Source organism: Hyunsoonleella flava (assembly GCF_004310325.1).
GTDB classification, from domain to species: Bacteria; Bacteroidota; Bacteroidia; order Flavobacteriales; family Flavobacteriaceae; genus Jejuia; species Jejuia flava.
Genome location: NZ_SIRT01000017.1, coordinates 1 through 19,510, shown reverse-complemented (window position 1 = coordinate 19,510; position 19,510 = coordinate 1). Strand labels below are relative to the sequence as shown.

The window sequence follows — 19,510 nt, the reverse complement described above, 5'->3', positions numbered from 1 at the left end:
CCATATTTGCTACAAAGAAAAAACTTACACGTGTGTTTGCTTCTATGAATAAAACATAGAAATTCTATTTTAGTATATTTGATAGTTTCTTTTTTAATATTTAAATGGCTCCTATTTTATCTATCAAAAATCTTTCTATTGCATTTAATGAAAATGAAGTCATTCATAATATTTCATATCACCTTAATAAAAATGAAATTCTAGGTATTGTAGGCGAATCTGGGTCGGGAAAATCTGTTTCCTCACTAGCAATTCTCGGATTACTTCCCAAGCGTATTTCAAAAATTTCTAGTGGACAAATTCTTTATAATGAAGTAGACTTAACACAACTTTCCAATAAGGCATTTCAAGATATAAGAGGTTGTAAAATCGCAATGATTTTTCAAGAACCGATGAGTTCTTTAAATCCATCCATGACCTGTGGCAAACAGGTTCAGGAAATATTGTTGCAACATACTAGTCTTAAAAAAAATGAGGCTAAAGGTGAAACACTTTCCTTATTTGAAAAGGTAAAGCTTCCAAATATCGAACGCGTTTATAAAGCGTATCCTCATGAAATTTCAGGTGGGCAAAAACAACGCGTTATGATTGCCATGGCCATTGCCTGTAAACCCGATATTTTAATTGCAGATGAACCCACTACGGCTCTGGATGTTACAGTTCAAAAAGAGATTATCAATCTGTTGAAAGAGCTTCAGACTGAAACCCAAATGAGTATCATCTTCATTACGCACGACTTAGCTCTGATTTCTGAAATTGCCAATAGGGCCTTGGTAATGTATAAAGGTGAAATCGTAGAACAAGGTGACATTAAAACCATTTTTAAGAATCCTCAAAACAATTATACCAAAGCTTTGATAAACTCGCGTCCTTCGTTGGATGAACGGTTAAAATTATTGCCAACCATTGAAGATTTTTTAAACAATACTTCAAAGTCTGAAATTATAACTTCAACAGAACGTAAAAAAAAGCATAAAAAATTATATGGGCAGCCACCATTGCTTGAAATTGTTGATGTAGAAAAGGAATATGTCTCAAAATCAGGTTGGTTTTCTAAACCAGCTTCGTTTAAAGCGGTAGATGGTGTAACTTTTCAATTATATGAAGGCGAAACCTTAGGTTTGGTAGGAGAATCTGGTTGTGGGAAATCTACTTTAGGAAATGCCATTTTACAGTTAGACAAAGCTACCTCAGGAGCTATTATTTATAAAGGTATTGATATTACAAAGCTTTCAACTTCTGAGACTAGAGCCTTAAGGAAAGACATTCAGATTATCTTTCAAGATCCGTTTGCATCATTAAACCCAAGAATTCCTGTTGGTAAAGCCATTATGGAACCTATGAAAGTGCATCAACTTTATGATTCTGACGAGCAGCGAAAAACACGAGTACTAGAAATTCTAGATAGAGTTGGTTTATCAGAAGATGTCTTTAACCGCTATCCTCATGAATTTTCTGGAGGACAAAGGCAACGTATCGGTATTGCCAGAACTATCGCACTACAGCCAAAACTTATTATTTGTGATGAATCCGTATCAGCTTTGGATATTTCAGTACAAGCACAGGTTTTAAATTTACTTAATGAGCTTAAAACTGATTTTGGCTTCACCTATATTTTTATATCTCATGATTTGGCTGTGGTGAAATACATGGCAGACCAATTACTTGTTATGAATGAAGGTAAAATAGAAGAGTTAGGGGATGCCGATGCTATTTATGCAAATCCCCAAAAAGTATACACACAGAAATTAATTGACGCGATTCCAAAAGGTATTTAAAAACAAACTTGCTTAAAAACCAGACGAAAAATCATCAAAATTTTTAAACAAGTTTTAAAAAAAACATGCAAGACTTAATGTCCCTTATAGCATGAATATTTTTTTAGTGAGATAAAGAAAACCTTTAACAAATCTTATTTGATCATTTAATGTTTCCTTGAATTTACTCTCTTTTTTTGTAGGTTGTTCAGGTAGATTTGGGGCCATATCTATAAGTTTTTAAGTTTATGACAGATTTGGGGAAAAATCTATTTTTAAATTGGTTGATTTGGGACAGCTAATATCTACTTTTTTTTCAAAAACAACGATAAAAAACATATAAAATCGATGAAGTGTAATTTATTTTAACATTTCATCGATAAATATTATATCACTATTCTTAGACATATATTTTTTAATCATTTATGATTTATATAAACTTTATCTTTGATAAAGAAATTTATTAAGGTTTTATGAAAAAGCTTTGGGAAGGTACACATCAGTTTAAGGAGGAAAGTAAGTTACAGGATTATTGCAATTGGCTTGATGAAAATCATAACTTAAAATTTGAAAACTATCACGAGTTATGGAAATGGTCTACAGATCATATTGAAGATTTCTGGGAAAGCATTTGGCACTATTTCAAAATAAAATCGCATTCACCGTATACTAAAGTTTTATCATCATATAATATGCCTAACTGTAACTGGTTTGAAGGCTCAACTTTAAATTATGCTGAACATATTTTCAGAGTTGCAAAATCAAAGCAAACCGCTATTCATTTTAGTAATGAGAGCGGTGTACATCTAGAAATCTCTTGGGGAGAACTTGAAAAGAAAGTGTCTTCAATGGTGGCATATTTTAAATCATTAAGTGTTACTAAAGGTGATCGTATAGTGGCCTTTTTACCGAATGTGCCAGAAGCTACCATAGCCTTTCTTGCTGCAAATGCTTTGGGTGCGGTTTGGTCCAGCACCTCTCCAGATTTTGGGACCGAAAGCGTTGTGAATCGTTTTGCTCAAATAGAACCTAAAGTGCTAATCGCTGTTGACGGTTATAAGTATAATGGAAAACCATATGATAAAACAGCAACAGTAAAGGAGATAGTTGCTCAACTTCCTTCCTTAAAAAAAGTAGTAGTATTACCTTATTTAAGTACAGATGCGCTTAATAATTTTTCTGAAGACTATTATATAGATATTAATTCCATTTTTGAAATGGAAGGTGGTCATCTTGAATTCCAACCAGTAGATTTCAATCATCCAATTTGGGTGTTGTATTCTTCTGGCACAACTGGGTTACCTAAGGCTATTGTACATTCTCATGGCGGTATTTTATTAGAGCATTATAAATACATGGCATTTCATAACGACACAAAACCTGGTGAACGCTACTTTTGGTTCACTACAACAGGTTGGATGATGTGGAATTTTTTACAATCTGCACTACTTATGGGAGCTTCAATTGTATTGTATGACGGTTCTCCAACATATCCTAAATTTGACGCGCTTTGGAGCTTTTCAGATAAACTTCAAATCAATCATTTTGGTACTAGTGCACCTTTTTTGGTGGCTAATATGAAAAAGAAACTCGATCTAAAAAAAGAGCATAATTTGTCTTCAATCCGTTCTATCAGTTCTACAGGAGCGCCGTTACCTGCTGAAGCTTTTGATTACGTGTATGAAAATATAAAAACAAATGTATGGCTATGTTCTATGGCTGGAGGGACAGATGTATGTACCGCTTTTGTTGGAGGAACACCTTTCAGTGGCGTTTACTCTGGAGAAATTCAATGTAGAGCTTTGGGCGTTTCACTACATGCGTTAGACTATAAAGGAATACCAGTGAAAGATGAATTGGGAGAGATGGTTATTGATAAGCCCATGCCCTCAATGCCCATTTATTTTTGGAATGATAAAGATAATTCCAGATACAAAGCGTCTTATTTTGAAGACTATCCTGGAAAATGGCGACATGGGGATTTTATCAAAATAAATTCTAAAACGGGAGGCTTGGTAATTTATGGACGCTCTGATGCTACCCTTAACCGACATGGTATTAGAATTGGCACAAGCGAAATATATAGTGCCGTAAATAAAATTTCTGCTATTGAAGACGCCTTAATCATAAATCTTGAATTAGAAGAAGGCAAGCATTACATGCCCTTGTTTGTAAAACTTAAACCGAATTTTGAGTTGTCTGAAGCATTAAAATCTGATATCAATCAACAGTTAAAAATCGATTATTCTCCAAGACACGTTCCAGACGACATTATTGAAGTGGCAGATATTCCATATACCATTAGCGGTAAAAAAATGGAAGCTCCCATCAAAAAGATTTTGCTGAAAATGCCAATTGAAACCTCTATTAATTTAGACGCTATGCGCAATCCAGAGTCTGTTGATTTCTTTATCGAGTTTGCAAAACAGATTTAAAATTCTAAATCCTCAGGAAGTTCATCATCATCTAAATCATCAGCATCTATTACAGTTTTCCCGGTTGTCTTAGAGCAATCCACAGTAATGGAAAGATTTTTAGGCTCTTCAAATTCTTCCTTAGAAATATTTAATTCTTCATCAGCATAACAGCTTTTCATATACAAACCCCATATTGGCAGTGCCATTGCTGCACCTTGGCCGTAGGTAATGGTTCTAAAATGTACAGCTCTATCTTCCCCTCCTACCCAAACACCAGTTACTAAATTGGGCACCATCCCCATAAACCAACCATCACTTTGGTTTTGTGTAGTCCCTGTTTTTCCAGCAATTGGGTTTGTGAATTCGTAAGGATAACCCGTTACAATCTCTCTGTAATCAGCTCTATAAGAATCTGCTCCTTTAGTTCTTAATCTTGCTCCTGAACCAGATTGTGTAACACCCTCCATAAGTTTCGTGGCTACATAGGCTGTTTCTTCACTCAATACGTCCCGCGTTTCTGGTTTAAACTGATATAAAATAGTGCCATTTTTATCTTCAATACTTGTAACCATTACAGGTTTGGTGTATACACCTTTATTAGCAAATGCAGAGTAAGCTCCAACCATCTCATAAACGCTAATTTCTGGAACACCAAGAGCGATAGACGGTACTGGTGGAATCTCAGATTCTATACCCAATTTCTTTCCTAAATCTGCTACAGTTTGAGGGCCAACTTTATCAATCAATCGTGCGGTTATTGTGTTAACAGAATTAGCTAATGCATTCTTTAAACTTCTATTTCCACCATAATCGTTATTAGAGTTTTTAGGACACCACTCTTCAGGGTTGCCATATTTGTTGGCTTCTATACAAAAAGGTGTATCAGGAAACTCATCACATGGAGAAAAATGCAATTGGTCAATCGCCGCCGTATATACCAGTGGTTTAAAGGTAGATCCTATTTGACGCTTCCCTTGTTTCACCATATCATATTGAAAATGCTTGTAGTCCATACCACCAACCCAAGCTTTTACATGACCGGTACGTGGATCCATCGACATCATACCAGTTCTTAAAAACGATTTATAGTACCGCATAGAATCCATTGGCTTCATAATGGTATCAATTTCAGAGGGTTTACCATCTTTCCATGTAAAAACCGACATTGCAACAGGCTTTTGGAAAGATTCAATAATCTCTTTATCCTGCTTTTTTAAATCGTATTTCATGTGTCTCCAGCGTTCTGAGCGACGCATAGAGCGTTTCATTAAATCTTCAATCTCTTCTTTTTCTAACTCTAAAAATGGTGCTGTTGGATTCCGCTTAGGAGTATTCTGTACAAAAAATTCTGCTTGCAACCTTGGCATGTGCTGTTGTACTGCATCTTCGGCATACTTTTGCATGCGCGAATCTATTGTTGTATAAATCGTTAGCCCATCATTGTATAAACTCCATTTTGTACCATCTGGCTTTGGGTTCTTTTTAATCCAATCCTTCATAAACGTTGCTAAATAACCTCTAAAATAGGTAGCGATTCCATCTCGGTGGGATTGTGGTGTGTATTTTAAATCGAGCTCTGTTGCTTGTAGAGAATCTTTTAGTGCTTCATTGATGTAGCCATACTTCTGCATTTGCGCTAACACCACATTTCGTCTATTTTTTACACCAACAGGATTTCTTCTGGGGTTGTATAGCGACGAGTTTTTAAACATACCAACTAGCATTGCAGACTCTTTTAAACTCAATTCATTTGGCTCTTTATCAAAATAAATACTTGCAGCACTTCTGATACCATCCGCATTATTCCCAAAATCATAAATATTAAAGTATTGCGATATGATTTCTTCCTTCGTATATTGTCTCTCTAAACGTGTAGCTATAATCCATTCTCTAACTTTCTGAGATAATTTCTCAATTAAATTGGCTTTTTCTCTTCTATGAAAAAGTAATTTGGCTAATTGTTGCGAAATAGTACTAGCACCGCCTTTACTTCCTAAGAAAAAAGCTGCTCTCAACGTTCCTCTTGCATCTATACCTGCATGGTCATGAAATCTTGCATCTTCTGTAGCAATCAATGCATCTACTAAATGATTAGATAATTCATCATAACCCACAGGTGTTCTATTGTCATTAAAATAGAACTTCCCTAAGGTTTGTCCGTCCGACGATATGATTTCAGTTGCTAAATTCGTTTTTGGGTTTTCTAGCACAGTGTGGTCTGGCATTTCACCAAAAACGCCCCAAGATGCCAGTAAAAACACTAGGATTACCGCAAGAATTCCACCTAAAAACGCCATCCAAAACCATCTGATATATTTTGAAAAACCTTCAACTGGTGCCGTTTCTTTTTTTGCTTTTGCCATCTACTATAAATTTTAATACATCATGATACTATTTCGCCTTGGGCAAAATTTATGCGATGTTACTGTTTAATTATTATTTGGTTTTTCAACCCGAAAACCTACATCTGTAATACCTTCTAAATCAATCACGCCACTTACTTTGCCGCTCTCTCTCATAGCGTGTTGAATACGTACTTCATATTCGCCAGGTTCAGTAAAAACAACGTTTTCCTTATACCATAATTTATTTTCTTTTATATCGGTTGTACCAGTACCCAACAACTTTCCTGAGGGTTCTGCCATACGATATTCTAACGTGTCTTTAATGGTTTTTCCATGAGGAAAAGTCATCTCAACGATTAAAAATAAATTGTTGTATTTATAGGCGTTAGTGTTTCTAAGGTTTACAAATAAATTATATGGGTTAATAGTATCTGGTGGGTTAATTTTAAAATTGACTATAGTGTCTTTGTGCCATGTGTCAGGTAGGGCCTTATAGGCATCAAAAACTCGGTTTTTATCACAAGACATGATACAAAAAAACAATAGTAGTGCTAAGACACTATTTTTGATTGTTCTTAGCATTTTGAGGTTGTCTTTTATTGTTTCGTCTCCTTTTATTTTTATTTGAATTATTGTTGTTAGACGCCTGTTTTTTATTGCCTTGATTTCCTCTTCTTCTATTATTTCTACGTTTTTTATTGCGTTTTGGACTATCAAAACGGGTTAAACTATCTTGTCCCACAACGTTTTCAAAGGCTGCTTTAGTATCTTCAGCAAGATCTAAGGCGTATTCTTCAAGGCTAACTACTTTTTTATTTTGCTTGTTTATTTCAATGATTTCATTGGCCTGTTGCACCGTAATTTTATGCCAATTCATCCATTCACCTTCATAGGCATACCACATATGCCCTTTAAAAATATCTGTTTTTTGGCAAACTGCAGTTCCTTTTTCAGTTTGAAGTTTTATATCTGTTTTTGGGAATTCCTTTAACGCATCTAAATAGGTATCCAACTCATAATTTAAACAACATTTGAGCTTTCCACATTGTCCTGCGAGTTTTTGCGGATTTAAAGATAATTGCTGGTAACGTGCCGCCGAGGTACTTACTGAGCGAAAATCAGTTAACCATGTAGAGCAACACAACTCACGTCCACAAGAGCCAATACCTCCAAGTCTTGAGGCTTCTTGACGAAAGCCTACTTGTCGCATCTCAATACGTGTTCTAAATTCTCTAGCAAAAACTTTTATAAGTTCTCTAAAATCTACACGCTCTTCTGCGGTGTAATAAAATGTGGCCTTACTGCCATCGCCTTGAAACTCAATATCAGAAATCTTCATTTGCAACCTTAAGTCAATTGCAAATTGGCGCGCCTTTACTTTCATAGCCTCTTCCCTGTCGCGAGACTTTTGCCAAATATCAATATCCTTTTGGGAAGCTTTTCTATAGATTTTTAAAATATCCTCGCCTTCAGGAGAAATATTTTTGCGCTTCATTTGTACACGAACCAATTCTCCAGTGAGTGTTACCATACCAATATCATGACCTGCCTGAGCCTGAGTAGCTACAATATCGCCAATACTTAAGGTTAAATTTTCGGTGTTTTTATAGTAGTGCTTTCTGCCGTTTTTGTAACGAACCTCAACCCAATCAAAAGGTTTTTCACCATTTGGAAGAGACATGTTTGCTAACCAATCAAAAACGGTTAGTTTATTACAACTGTCTGTTCCACAAGTACCATTATTTTTGCAGCCCTTTGGAGAGCCGTCTTTAGTTGAGCAACTTGCGCAAGCCATATTTTATATATTGAATTCGTTAATAATTAAATTATTACGAATGGAGATTCATACCTGATTTCCATTAAAACACAGAAAAGTGCTTTAAGATGTAAATATATGATTATATCGGTACTTAAAAAAGAGGATTAACAATCTCTAGCACTCATTTACCAAAATTATATTAAGACGGAGCCAATTTTGAACGCTATAATCCTATTAAAAGTAATAACAATGTTTCCTATGCTTTAGGCTTGTCGTGTTTCAATGTTTCAAAAATATTCCTCAAATCCTTCTTATATGGCAAATGGTCTGCGCGCCCTTTTTTAAAAATATCGTTGCTATTCCCTTGGCCTTTACGCAGTGCTTTTTGCTCCTCATAAGGTAAAGCATGTATCTCTTTGCACGCTGCAGAGCAACAATTATCCATCTCCTCCTTACAAGCATCACATTGAATAAATAATAAATGGCAAGCATCATTAGCGCAATTGGTATGCACATCAAAAGGCTCACCACATTGGTGGCATTGTGCTATTACATCTTCACTTATTTTTTCAGCTCTACGCTCATCAAACACAAAATTTTTACCAATAAATTTATTCTCAAGATTTTTCTCGTTCACCTGTCGGGTGTATTCAATAATACCGCCTTCCAACTGATACACATTTTTAAATCCCTTATGTTTAAAGTAAGCACTCGCTTTTTCACAACGGATACCACCAGTACAGTACATTACCAAGTTTTTATCTTCCTTATGTGCTTTTAAATCGTCCTCAATAATATCCAAAGATTCCCTAAAAGTATCCACATCTGGCGTTACCGCATTCTTAAAATGCCCAATCTCGCTCTCGTAATGGTTTCGCATATCCACCAAAACCGTATTTTCGTCTTCAATAAGTGCATTAAACTCATCTGCACCAACATGAACACCTTTGTTTGTCACATCAAACGTATCGTCGTTTAAACCATCCGCCACAATTTTATGGCGCACCTTCACCTTCAATTTTAAAAAAGACATATTGTCCTGCTCTACAGCAATATTCAAACGGATACCTTTTAAAAAATCAATAGTATCTAAATGATCCTTAAATTCTTGAAATCGATCAGCAGGAAGCGATAATTGTCCATTAATGCCTTCCGTAGCTACGTAAATTCTACCCAAAACATCAAGGGAATTCCAAACTATAAAAAGCTGATCTCTAAATTCTTGAGGATTCTCAATTTTGGCATATTTGTAAAAAGAAAGTGTTAATCGATCCTTGCCAGCCTTTTCGATTAATTCTGCTCTTTCTTTCGCGCTTAATGTATTGTACAGTTGCATGCTATACTAATTTTTTAAGGTTAAGAAATATTTTAAAGCACAAAAGTACAATTTATTGGTAAGTATGCTAATTTCAATAGTATAATTTGGGCGCTACCCTCCTTCGGTCGGGTCGGGCTTTCGGCAGTCGCTCCCTCCTGCGTCGGGGAGCTTCAACAAATGCCTCTATCCCTAGCGCAACTTATCCGCCAAGGTCATTTAAAAATCTATGCCACTAAACTATTTGGAAAAGTAAACGCATCCCGCCTCTGTCGGGATGAGTTCAACCATAAAATACTATGCGTTTTTCAAACTTTAGTATTTTGGGTTTTACTCATAAAAAAAGCACTTCTATTAGGAACGAAGTGCTTTTTTTGAGTAACTCGTCATTAAAATTTTTCTTTTTCACAAATAAATTTAACAAGAGCTCACTGCAACGGGCTTAACAATTTTCTATAATCTGATATACAACAATTGAAACGCCAAATGCCTTTATGTAAATGGGGTTTTAATCAAAATTCTTTCCTTTTCACAGCAAAATTTTACCCACTTTGTTAAATAGATGCAGAAAAAACTAAAAGGTTGCGTCTACATCAGAAAAAAATTTTTTTCAGCATAAAAACAACTATCAAATTTCTCTTATTTATGTTGAAAACTATTATTGTAACATCTAGAAACTTATAGTATTTTAGCATGAATAATTTTACAGAAAAAGATATAATGAGCAACGAAAAAGAAGCAAAATTAAAAGCGCTAAAATTAACGTTAGATAAACTAGATAAAGCTTACGGTAAAGGCACCGTAATGAAAATGAGCGATGCCGCTGTGGTAGATGTGGACGCCATTCCATCAGGGTCACTAGGATTGGACATTGCATTGGGCGTTGGCGGTTATCCTCGCGGACGTGTTATTGAAATTTACGGACCAGAATCATCAGGTAAAACCACCTTAACCCTACACGCTATTGCCGAAGCGCAAAAAGCAGGTGGTATTGCGGCCTTTATTGATGCAGAACATGCTTTTGATAGGTTTTATGCCGAAAAATTAGGGGTCGATATCGATAACCTTATCATTTCCCAACCTGATAATGGTGAACAAGCTTTAGAAATTGCCGATAATTTAATTCGCTCTGGTGCCATTGATATCGTTGTGGTAGATTCCGTTGCAGCATTAACGCCTAAAAGCGAAATTGAAGGTGAAATGGGCGACTCTAAAATGGGCTTGCATGCACGTTTAATGTCTCAAGCTTTAAGAAAGCTAACCGCCTCCATTAGCAAGACAAATTGTACTGTTATTTTCATCAACCAGTTACGCGAAAAAATAGGCGTAATGTTTGGTAATCCTGAAACAACTACTGGTGGTAACGCGCTAAAATTTTATGCATCTGTTAGAATAGACATTCGCAGGTCAACACAAATTAAAAACAGTAATGGCGAGGTTTTAGGAAATAAAACCAGGGTAAAAGTTGTAAAAAACAAAGTAGCGCCACCATTTAGAATGTGCGAATTTGACATTATGTATGGCGAAGGCGTATCTAAAGTTGGAGAAATACTGGATGTTGCCGTAGAGCACGATATTATTAAGAAAAGTGGTTCTTGGTTTAGTTATAGCGATACTAAGTTAGGCCAAGGTAGAGATGCTGTAAAAGCTATAATTAAAGACAATCCAGAACTATTTGAAGAACTGGAAGAGAAGATTAAAGAAGTCATAAAAGGCGAATAACGTCTTTATTAATTTTAAAAAATCCCGTTAACGCGGGATTTTTTACTTTTATACGCAACCTTTTAATGCATTTTGCATCTTAGAATAAAGATTAGTTAAACCCAAATTGAAATTGTTATGAAAATTTGTCTTGATTTACTAAGACAAATCACATCTGACAATTAGTAAATAAATGATTAGCAGATGAAAAAGTTTTTAATTTTAAGCTTTCTTGTAGCCGCTTTGTTTTCATGTAGTGTTGATGATGCACCTGATTTTAGTTTCGAAATACTTCCTATAGAAAGTGTTGATATCCCAGACGAATTTACCATTGGAGAAGTTTACCCAATTACGGTAACTTATGAAAGACCGACCAGTTGCCATATATTTAGGGATTTTTACTATTTAAAGGAAAATAACGAAAGAACAGTTGCTGTAATAAATACTGTGTTTGAGGAAAACAATTGTGAAGATTTAACCGACAGTATGCTTACCGCTACCTTTAATTTTCAGGTAACAAGCAATGGTTCCTATGTTTTTAAATTTTGGCAGGGTAAAGATGATAATGATGAGGATATATTTTTAGAGATTGAAGTACCAGTAACAAACTAAACGAAGTGTAAACTAATTTCTGTGTCATTTGAGTTTAAACCAACTCATAGAAAAATGTAAAAACAATGATACCAAAGCACAAGGAGAATTATATAAGCTCTTTTCGGGCAAGTTATTTTCTACATGCTTAAAGTATTCGCGCAATTACGTTGAGGCAGAAGATAATTTACAAGATGCGTTTTTAACCATTTTTAGTAAAATTGAACAGTATAAGCACAAAGGCTCTTTTGAAGGCTGGTTAAGGCGAGTTACAGTAAATACTGTATTACAACGCTACCGAAACGAAAAAGTTTTTGACATAATAAATGAAAATATAATAGAGGATGTAGAAGTTGAAGTAGACGAGGATGAAGTTTCTGTTGATTATCTTCTACAAATCATACAAGAATTACCCGATAGGTACAGATTGGTGTTTAACCTATATGCCCTTGACGGGTATTCGCATAAAGATATAGCAGAAATGCTAAAAATTACTGTAGGCACTTCAAAATCTAACTTAGCCAGAGCAAGACAAATTTTGAAGCAAACTATAGAAGAACATAACGAAAAGCAAAACCTACAATCCTTATAATGGGAGATAAAAAACATATAGATAGATTATTTCAGGAACGCTTCAAAGATTTTGAAGTACAACCTGATGATGCTGTTTGGGATAAAATAGAATCGAAACTTAACAATAAGAAGAAACGTAGAGTGATACCTATATGGTGGCGTTATGCTGGTGTTGCCGCACTTTTATTGTTGATGTTCACTATTGGTAAATCATTTTTTAGTGACGAATCTACTCAAGATATAACCCCGCAAATTGTGGATACTGAAAAAACAGACACTGAAAATAACATTAACGACAATCTTCAAAATAATGACAATACAAATGTTGAAGATAAAAATAGTGCTGTTGCGATAGATAACACTGATGTTGAGGCTTCTGAAACTGAAAGAAATTCGCAAGAAAATAATATGCAACCTAAGGCTAAGGATAATCGCGTAGAAGAAACCCAAAAGAATATCATTCCTAATAAGCAATCATCATCGGTAGCAACTATTAAGACAACCAAAAAAGCGGTTGAGCGTACTTTAGAAAAATCTTCAAAAGATAACAACCCAGCAATTATCACTTACAAAGATCATATCCCTAAAAATGAAGTTGCGAATACCAATTCTAAAGAAGAAAATTTAACAAAGAAGAACGCATCAGGCAAGCTTAAATCTCAGATTATAAGTGAAAACCCAACCTCTACTCAAAATCAAACAACAATTGCATTAGATAACCTTAATTCAAAAGAGAAAACAACTGAATTAAATGAAAAAACTAATGCGACGCAAGTTGTTAAGAATGATGCCAAGGAAGAAAAAGAGTCTATTGAAGATGCTATAAACAAAAACAAATCGCTTCTTGAAGAAGAAAAGACAAAAGTTGCAGCGGTAAATAAATGGAGTATTGCCCCAAATGCAGCTCCAGTATACTTTAGTAGTTTGGGAAAAGGTTCCTCGATGGGAGAGCAATTTGCCAATAACTCCAAAAGCGGAGAAGTTAATATGAGTTTTGGTATTAATGCAAGTTACGCAATTAACGATAGGCTAACCGTTCGCTCTGGTGTTAACCGCGTTAATTTAGGTTATAACACCAACGATGTTGTTGCCTTTAACACTATTAATGCTAGCGTTAGTGCCAGAACACTAAACACGCTAAGTAGCAATGTTACCGAGAATGTTGCAGATGCATCTACTTTAAACGTTGGTGATGACGTTGTAATAATGAGTGCTACAACATTTAAATCGAGTAGTATAGCAGACTTTGAAACTACTAATACCAGTATAAATCAATCGTTTGGTTTTATTGAAGTGCCATTAGAATTACAATATGCGCTATCTAAAAAACGTTTTGGTGTTAATGTTATTGGTGGATTTAGTTCGTTATTCTTAAATAATTATGAAGCATTTTCTATGGTTGAAGGACAACGCACTTCTGTTGAGGGTAGTGATAATATTAATAATACTAGTTATAGTGCCAACTTTGGTTTGGGCTTAAATTATAAAGTATCAGAAAAAATAAATTTGAATTTAGAACCGATGTTCAAATATCAAATTAATACGTTTAGAAATACATCTGGTGATTTTCAACCCTTCTTTATTGGGGTTTACACCGGATTCGGAATTAAATTTTAGGTTTTTGGTTAGATTGATGTCAGCTTTCCTTAAGCTCGAAAGTTGATGTCTTGAAAAAACCGCTCTTTCCCCAAGAGCGGTTTTTTATTTACTGTAGTGTTGTAGTTGACTTAAAATTATAGTCCTTGAAGATTCGTTTAAATTTCTAGTATCGTCGATAGCTAACCCTTCTGTTGGAATAAACTTATGGATTTTAGCTCTCATTCTTCCCGGGCCTCCACTAAAAAACGTATAAGAAAAACGTTTCTTGTTATCCGCAAAGGTAAGTGGCACTATCGGTATTTGATGGTTTATGGCCAACCGAAATGCGCCATCTTTAAATTCATCTAAAATAATATGCTCTTCTGGCACACCTCCTTCAGGAAATATACAAATACTCAGTCCTTGTTTTAAACGTCGCTGTGCTCTTAAAAATACCGCTTGCCTACTTTTTGCCGAACTTCTATCTACCAAAATACAGGTGCGTTTATAGAAAAAACCAAAAAGCGGGATTTTTGCCAATTCTTTTTTACCAACAAATACAAAAGGGTTTTTAACAGCAACCAGCATCAACATGATGTCGGCCATAGAGGTATGGTTGGCAATAAACATGTAGCTTTTGCCTTTTTCTGGCACTTGTTCGCGTTCAATACTGTAGCGAAATCCCATACCAATCAAGATGAATTTCGCCCAACCTCGTGCCAGTTTAAAAAAGAAAGGATACCATGATTCCTTAGAAATAGAAATAAGAAGAATAGGAAATAATACCAAAATAGGCAATGCTACTAAAATGTAAAACCAAATGCGGTATACAATCCAAAAAAGATATTTTAAAACCTTCATACCAATCAAAAATACTATTATAATTTAATTATCTTTAAACATATTAACTTTTAAAACTATTAATCATGGGATTGCTTTATTCTTTACTAATTGGTGCTATTGCTGGTTGGTTAGCCGGTAAATTAATGAAAGGCGGTGGCTTTGGGTTATTGCTAAACATAGTGCTAGGTATTATTGGTGGTATCGTAGGTAATTGGTTATTTGCAACATTAGGCATCTCCCTATTAGATGGTATAATAGGAGATATTTTAACAGGAGCGATTGGTGCTTCGGTAATTTTATTTGTTGCAGGATTATTTAAAAAATAGCCAGCCATTCATATATTTCTTAAAAGTGGCATAAGCCACTTTTTTTATTGCATAACTTATCAGTAAATTTGCGCATTATCAAAAATCTATGGCACGCATACTTACAGGCATCCAGAGTACAGGAACACCACATTTAGGAAACATTTTAGGCGCAATTATGCCCGCCATTAAAATGGCTGAAGACCCTAAAAACGATTCTTTTTTATTTATTGCAAATTTGCACACCCTTACACAAATTAAAGATGCCGCAGTTTTAAGAGAAAACACTTATTCTACCGCTGCTACATGGTTGGCTTTTGGATTAGATATTGAAAAAACCGTGTTTTATAGACAGAGTGATATCCCTCAAGTTACAGAATTGTCTTGGTATTTAAGTTGCTTTTTTCCATACCAACGGTTAACGCTTGCCCATAGTTTCAAAGATAAAGCTGATAGACTAGAAGATGTAAATTCTGGTTTATTTACATATCCGATGCTAATGGCTGCTGATATTTTGTTATATGATTCTAATATTATCCCTGTTGGCAAAGACCAACTACAACATATTGAAATGACGCGTGATGTAGCTTCTCGTTTTCATGCACAAGTAGGAGAAACGTTTGTATTACCAGAAGGCAAGATACAAGAAGACACTAAACTCATTCCTGGTACCGATGGTGAAAAAATGAGTAAGAGTAGAAATAATATCATCAATATTTTTCTAGCAGATAAAAAACTACGCAAGCAAATTATGTCTATCAAGACAGATAGCACGCCACTAGAAGATCCCAAAGATTGGAAAACTTGTAACTGTTTTGCCTTATACAGTTTATTGGCTAATGAAGACCAAATTGCTGAAATGAAAGCTAATTACGAAAAAGGAGGTTATGGTTATGGACATGCAAAACAAGCTTTATACGAGTTAATCGTTGATAAATTTGCTGAACCTCGTGAACGTTATAATTACTATATGAATAACCTTGATGAGATTGATAAAGCCTTAGCTGTTGGTGCCGAAAAAGCTAAAAAAGTAGCTGATGCTGTTTTAGAGAGGGTTCGTGAGAAGGTTGGTTATTAAATCACCTCAAACAACTTCCCTGGTAAAGGCCTTACAACGCCTTTTAATTCCATGTTTAAAAGAATACTTGCTGCTTTAAAAATTGGCAAATGGCATCCTAAAGCAATCATGTCCAATTCTGCTTTTTCGTTTTCTTTTAGATAGTTATAAATCAACTTTTCGGTATCGTCAAGCTCTACAAATAATTGCTTTTGAACTGTAGGTTTTTCAGTATGCTCTAGTTCCCAACCCAAAATATAGGGTACATCCAAAGGCGTCGTCATCATATGGGCCTTTTGGTATTTAATGAGATTGTTGCAACCAATACTAAACTGATCAGTAGTACGTCCTGGCACCGCAAAAACATCACGGTTGTAGGAATGGGCAATATCAGCGGTGACCAAACTTCCTCCTCTTTCTGCAGATTCCACTACAATAGTAGCTTCACTAACACCGGCAATAATACGGTTTCGCTTTAAAAAATTCTTTCTATCAAATTCTGATGTACTCCAGAAATCAGAGAAAAACCCTCCATTTTTCTCCATATCAACCATATATTTTTTATGAACCTTAGGGTAAATTTGGTTAAGTCCATGCGCTAAACATCCAATGGTTTGCAAATTATGTTTTATGGCCAATTTATGCGCCGTAATATCAGTACCATAGGCAAATCCTGATACAATTATTGGATTATATGGTACAAGAGCCTCCATTAGCTTTTCGCAAAACGCTATACCATTTACTGTAATTTTTCGAGTACCAACAATACTGATAATATGCCTTTGATTTAGATTAATGTTTCCTGTTTGGAATAACAAAATAGGTCCATCGATACAGTGTTTTAAACGTTCGGGGTAATCGATACCTTCAAAGTAAGATACTTTTATCCCGTTATCATTTATAAAATCTATTTCCTCTTCTGCAGCAGATAGATGACTAGCATCAAACAACCCTCGCAACACCTGTTCTCCTATACCATCAATTTTTAATAGGCGCGCTTTCTTTTCTTTTAAAACAGCTTCAGCAGAACCACAATATGCAATCAATCGTTTAGCTGTAATATCGCCAACATTAGGTACATGTTGCAATGAAAGGGTATAGAGCAAATCGTTTTCAGTCATTTATAACAAATAAATTACAAGTGCAAGAAACACAATTTTGTATTGTTAATAAATAGTTAAGCCAAAAATTTCATAAAAACCATAATTTTTTAAATTTGCCTTATGCAACTCGAAACCTTTATTAGCGATTTATTATATAGATACGAATGTGTGATTGTACCGGACTTTGGTGCATTTTTAACAGAGCGTCAATCAGCTACCGTAAATGAAGAAGCCAATTCATTTTATCCTCCCAGAAAAGTAATTGCTTTTAATGAGCAAATTCAAAATAACGATGGATTATTGGCGCGCTATATTTCGGATGTTGAAAAAATACCTTTTGAAGTTGCGGTAAAAAAAATTAAAAAACGTGTAAAAACCCTAAAGTCTTACTTAACACAAGGCGAAACTATCACGTTTAATAACATAGGCGAAATAATTTTTAATACTGAAGGAAAAATAGTGTTTGAACCTTCGTATAACTTAAATTATCTTACGGATGCTTTTGGTTTATCTCAGTTTGAGTCCAATGCAATTACTCGTGAAGTTTATAAAGAAACAGCCACTGCAATTGAAGAAGCCGCACCTATTGTAATTACTCCAGAAAAGCGCAAAAATAGAGGTTATTTAAAATATGCTGCAGTAGCCCTTATAGCGTTAACATTAGGCGGTGTAATGGCATCAAAATATTATGTAGGCCAGATTGAGGAACACAATATGTTAGCTGAAGCACAAGCGAAACAGAAACTGGATAGTACCATTCAAAAAGCGACGTTTAGTTTAAATCCGCTACCTGCAATTACCCTAAATGTTACCAAACAGACTGGAAATTACCATATAGTTGCTGGGGCTTTTAGAATTGAAGACAACTGCGATAAAAAAGTGGCCCAGTTAAAAGCTGAAGGCTTTAGTGCCAGAAAAATTGGTGCTAACCGTTATGGTCTGCACCAAGTGGTTTATGCCAGTTATGAAGGTAGGCTTGATGCTTTAAAAGCGCTTAGAGACATTAAAAAAACGCATAATAAGGATGCGTGGTTACTAGTGCAAAAATTGGACTAGTTTAACAGAAAATTACAACTTTCGCTATTGCTTTAATATGTAACTTTGCAACATCAAAAAATGAAGATGCAAGCAAAGACTCCAGAACAATCAAAAACTACAATGACCGATATGGTTTTACCAAGTGAAACCAATCCTTTAAACAACTTATTTGGTGGTGAACTTTTAGCGCGAATGGATCGTGCCGCAAGTATTGCTGCAAGACGTCATAGTAGGCGTATTGTGGTTACTGCTTCTGTTAATCATGTGGCTTTTAATAGGGCAGTGCCTTTAGGCAGTGTAGTTACTGTTGAAGCCAAACTGTCTCGTGCTTTTAAAACATCCATGGAAATTTATATTGATGTTTGGATGGAAGATAGAGAGTCTGGAGCCAGAACAAAAGCTAATGAAGCCATTTACACTTTTGTTGCAGTGGATGAAACGGGACGTCCTGTTGCGGTGCCTGAAGTAATACCAGAAACTGAGCTTGAAAAAGAACGATTTGATGCCGCATTACGACGCAAACAACTAAGTTTACTGCTTGCTGGGAAAATAAAACCTAGCGCCGCTACAGAGCTTAAGGCCTTATTTGATTAGTTTTTTGTCATGCTTAACTAGTTGCAGTATCATTCATATTATAGAACCTGAAGTAAGTTAAGGTTGGCATACCTAAATTAAACCTTTTTATTCCACCAAAGTCTTATTAACATTAAAGAATCCAAAATCTTAATGCTATGAGAACCTTTGTTATTTTATTTTCTGCGATTTGTATGATGAGTCTATCGTCTTGCGCCACTAGAGTGGTAACTAGACCCGCTTCAGTAACCGTTGTAAAAACACCGCCTAGACATTACAAAATTGTAACCGTAAAAGGAAAACGTTATTATTTTTGGAATGGTAACCATTACCGAAAAACAAGACGTGGTTATGTGATTACCCGGGTTTAAAATGTTGAATCACATTTAAGAGCTTGATTATATCGATAAGTCAATCTTCTAGCATTATAATAGAGCTTGCATATAGCCCGCGTATTCTATGATTCGACCAAAAAAAATTTGTTAAAATTTAAGCTACGAACCTTAATGTATCCACATAAGGTGTTTGTCTTTGTATAACCGCAAAGATGCGAGC

General features: G+C 35.2%; 17 protein-coding genes. 11 read left to right on the top strand and 6 right to left on the bottom strand.

Annotated features, from left to right (window positions below):
• Positions 1–104 precede the first annotated feature (104 nt).
• Positions 105–1,778, top strand: coding sequence for an ABC transporter ATP-binding protein (locus tag EYD45_RS15475; RefSeq protein ID WP_130965512.1), 1,674 nt, complete (start codon positions 105–107; stop codon positions 1,776–1,778).
• A gap of 452 nt (positions 1,779–2,230) precedes the next feature.
• A complete protein-coding gene (locus EYD45_RS15470) occupies positions 2,231–4,192 on the top strand; it encodes an acetoacetate--CoA ligase (protein ID WP_130965510.1) in 1,962 nt (653 codons plus the stop codon).
• On the opposite strand, the gene EYD45_RS15465 is transcribed toward EYD45_RS15470, so the two are convergent.
• From EYD45_RS15465 to trhO, 4 genes are all read right to left on the bottom strand, one after another.
• Complete coding sequence (locus tag EYD45_RS15465) at positions 4,189–6,537, bottom strand: penicillin-binding protein 1A (protein WP_130965508.1); 2,349 nt, start codon at positions 6,535–6,537, stop codon at positions 4,189–4,191. The genes EYD45_RS15470 and EYD45_RS15465 overlap by 4 nt on opposite strands.
• A 66-nt stretch (positions 6,538–6,603) precedes the next feature.
• Positions 6,604–7,101 (bottom strand): gliding motility lipoprotein GldH, encoded by a 498-nt coding sequence (locus EYD45_RS15460; RefSeq protein ID WP_130965506.1) that lies wholly within the window; start codon positions 7,099–7,101, stop codon positions 6,604–6,606.
• Positions 7,079–8,314: a PSP1 domain-containing protein gene (locus tag EYD45_RS15455; protein ID WP_130965505.1), complete on the bottom strand. Its 1,236-nt coding sequence runs from the start codon at positions 8,312–8,314 to the stop codon at positions 7,079–7,081. Before EYD45_RS15455 ends, EYD45_RS15460 begins: the two co-directional genes overlap by 23 nt.
• 220 nt (positions 8,315–8,534) lie before the next feature.
• The gene (gene trhO / locus EYD45_RS15450) at positions 8,535–9,614 is read right to left on the bottom strand and encodes an oxygen-dependent tRNA uridine(34) hydroxylase TrhO (protein ID WP_130965503.1); all 1,080 of its coding nucleotides are present in this window, start codon (positions 9,612–9,614) and stop codon (positions 8,535–8,537) included.
• 699 nt (positions 9,615–10,313) lie between these two features.
• Here trhO and recA point away from each other — a divergent pair.
• From recA to EYD45_RS15430, 4 genes are all read left to right on the top strand, one after another.
• Positions 10,314–11,315 carry a recombinase RecA gene (gene recA, locus EYD45_RS15445; protein ID WP_130965596.1) on the top strand — a complete coding sequence of 334 codons (1,002 nt, stop codon included), beginning with the start codon at positions 10,314–10,316 and terminating at the stop codon, positions 11,313–11,315.
• A 183-nt stretch (positions 11,316–11,498) separates the two neighbouring features.
• Complete coding sequence (locus EYD45_RS15440) at positions 11,499–11,906, top strand: hypothetical protein (protein WP_130965501.1); 408 nt, start codon at positions 11,499–11,501, stop codon at positions 11,904–11,906.
• Positions 11,907–11,934: 28 nt separating this feature from the next.
• Positions 11,935–12,477, top strand: coding sequence for an RNA polymerase sigma factor (locus tag EYD45_RS15435; RefSeq protein ID WP_130965500.1), 543 nt, complete (start codon positions 11,935–11,937; stop codon positions 12,475–12,477).
• Entirely contained in the window at positions 12,477–14,075 is a 1,599-nt protein-coding gene (locus tag EYD45_RS15430; protein WP_130965499.1) for a hypothetical protein, read from the top strand. The genes EYD45_RS15435 and EYD45_RS15430 overlap by 1 nt, the downstream gene beginning before the upstream one ends.
• Positions 14,076–14,159: 84 nt before the next feature.
• Here EYD45_RS15430 and EYD45_RS15425 read toward each other — a convergent pair whose 3' ends face one another.
• Complete coding sequence (locus tag EYD45_RS15425) at positions 14,160–14,897, bottom strand: lysophospholipid acyltransferase family protein (RefSeq protein ID WP_130965497.1); 738 nt, start codon at positions 14,895–14,897, stop codon at positions 14,160–14,162.
• A gap of 65 nt (positions 14,898–14,962) precedes the next feature.
• Between EYD45_RS15425 and EYD45_RS15420 the strand changes: the two genes are divergently transcribed.
• Positions 14,963–15,205 (top strand): GlsB/YeaQ/YmgE family stress response membrane protein, encoded by a 243-nt coding sequence (locus tag EYD45_RS15420; RefSeq protein ID WP_130965495.1) that lies wholly within the window; start codon positions 14,963–14,965, stop codon positions 15,203–15,205.
• An 88-nt stretch (positions 15,206–15,293) separates the two neighbouring features.
• Positions 15,294–16,262, top strand: coding sequence for a tryptophan--tRNA ligase (gene trpS, locus EYD45_RS15415; RefSeq protein WP_130965493.1), 969 nt, complete (start codon positions 15,294–15,296; stop codon positions 16,260–16,262).
• On the opposite strand, the gene dprA is transcribed toward trpS, so the two are convergent.
• A complete protein-coding gene (gene dprA, locus EYD45_RS15410; RefSeq protein ID WP_130965492.1) occupies positions 16,259–17,362 on the bottom strand; it encodes a DNA-processing protein DprA in 1,104 nt (367 codons plus the stop codon). The genes trpS and dprA overlap by 4 nt on opposite strands.
• A gap of 102 nt (positions 17,363–17,464) precedes the next feature.
• Here dprA and EYD45_RS15405 point away from each other — a divergent pair, with 102 nt between their 5' ends.
• From EYD45_RS15405 to EYD45_RS15395, 3 genes are all read left to right on the top strand, one after another.
• Positions 17,465–18,400, top strand: coding sequence for an HU domain-containing protein (locus tag EYD45_RS15405; RefSeq protein ID WP_130965491.1), 936 nt, complete (start codon positions 17,465–17,467; stop codon positions 18,398–18,400).
• Between the two features lie 66 nt (positions 18,401–18,466).
• Positions 18,467–18,976 carry an acyl-CoA thioesterase gene (locus tag EYD45_RS15400; protein ID WP_130965489.1) on the top strand — a complete coding sequence of 170 codons (510 nt, stop codon included), beginning with the start codon at positions 18,467–18,469 and terminating at the stop codon, positions 18,974–18,976.
• A 137-nt stretch (positions 18,977–19,113) separates the two neighbouring features.
• On the top strand, positions 19,114–19,326 hold the full coding sequence (locus EYD45_RS15395; protein ID WP_130965487.1) for a DUF6515 family protein: 213 nt from the start codon (positions 19,114–19,116) through the stop codon (positions 19,324–19,326).
• The last annotated feature ends 184 nt before the right edge of the window (positions 19,327–19,510 follow it).

Coding starts and splice junctions, on each gene's coding strand:
- EYD45_RS15475 (WP_130965512.1), top strand. CDS start 105: ATGGCTCCTATTTTATCTATCAAAAATCTTTCTATTGCATTTAATGAA.
- EYD45_RS15470 (WP_130965510.1), top strand. CDS start 2,231: ATGAAAAAGCTTTGGGAAGGTACACATCAGTTTAAGGAGGAAAGTAAG.
- EYD45_RS15465 (WP_130965508.1), bottom strand. CDS start 6,537: ATGGCAAAAGCAAAAAAAGAAACGGCACCAGTTGAAGGTTTTTCAAAA.
- EYD45_RS15460 (WP_130965506.1), bottom strand. CDS start 7,101: ATGCTAAGAACAATCAAAAATAGTGTCTTAGCACTACTATTGTTTTTT.
- EYD45_RS15455 (WP_130965505.1), bottom strand. CDS start 8,314: ATGGCTTGCGCAAGTTGCTCAACTAAAGACGGCTCTCCAAAGGGCTGC.
- trhO (WP_130965503.1), bottom strand. CDS start 9,614: ATGCAACTGTACAATACATTAAGCGCGAAAGAAAGAGCAGAATTAATC.
- recA (WP_130965596.1), top strand. CDS start 10,314: ATGAGCAACGAAAAAGAAGCAAAATTAAAAGCGCTAAAATTAACGTTA.
- EYD45_RS15440 (WP_130965501.1), top strand. CDS start 11,499: ATGAAAAAGTTTTTAATTTTAAGCTTTCTTGTAGCCGCTTTGTTTTCA.
- EYD45_RS15430 (WP_130965499.1), top strand. CDS start 12,477: ATGGGAGATAAAAAACATATAGATAGATTATTTCAGGAACGCTTCAAA.
- EYD45_RS15425 (WP_130965497.1), bottom strand. CDS start 14,897: ATGAAGGTTTTAAAATATCTTTTTTGGATTGTATACCGCATTTGGTTT.
- EYD45_RS15420 (WP_130965495.1), top strand. CDS start 14,963: ATGGGATTGCTTTATTCTTTACTAATTGGTGCTATTGCTGGTTGGTTA.
- trpS (WP_130965493.1), top strand. CDS start 15,294: ATGGCACGCATACTTACAGGCATCCAGAGTACAGGAACACCACATTTA.
- dprA (WP_130965492.1), bottom strand. CDS start 17,362: ATGACTGAAAACGATTTGCTCTATACCCTTTCATTGCAACATGTACCT.
- EYD45_RS15405 (WP_130965491.1), top strand. CDS start 17,465: ATGCAACTCGAAACCTTTATTAGCGATTTATTATATAGATACGAATGT.
- EYD45_RS15400 (WP_130965489.1), top strand. CDS start 18,467: ATGCAAGCAAAGACTCCAGAACAATCAAAAACTACAATGACCGATATG.
- EYD45_RS15395 (WP_130965487.1), top strand. CDS start 19,114: ATGAGAACCTTTGTTATTTTATTTTCTGCGATTTGTATGATGAGTCTA.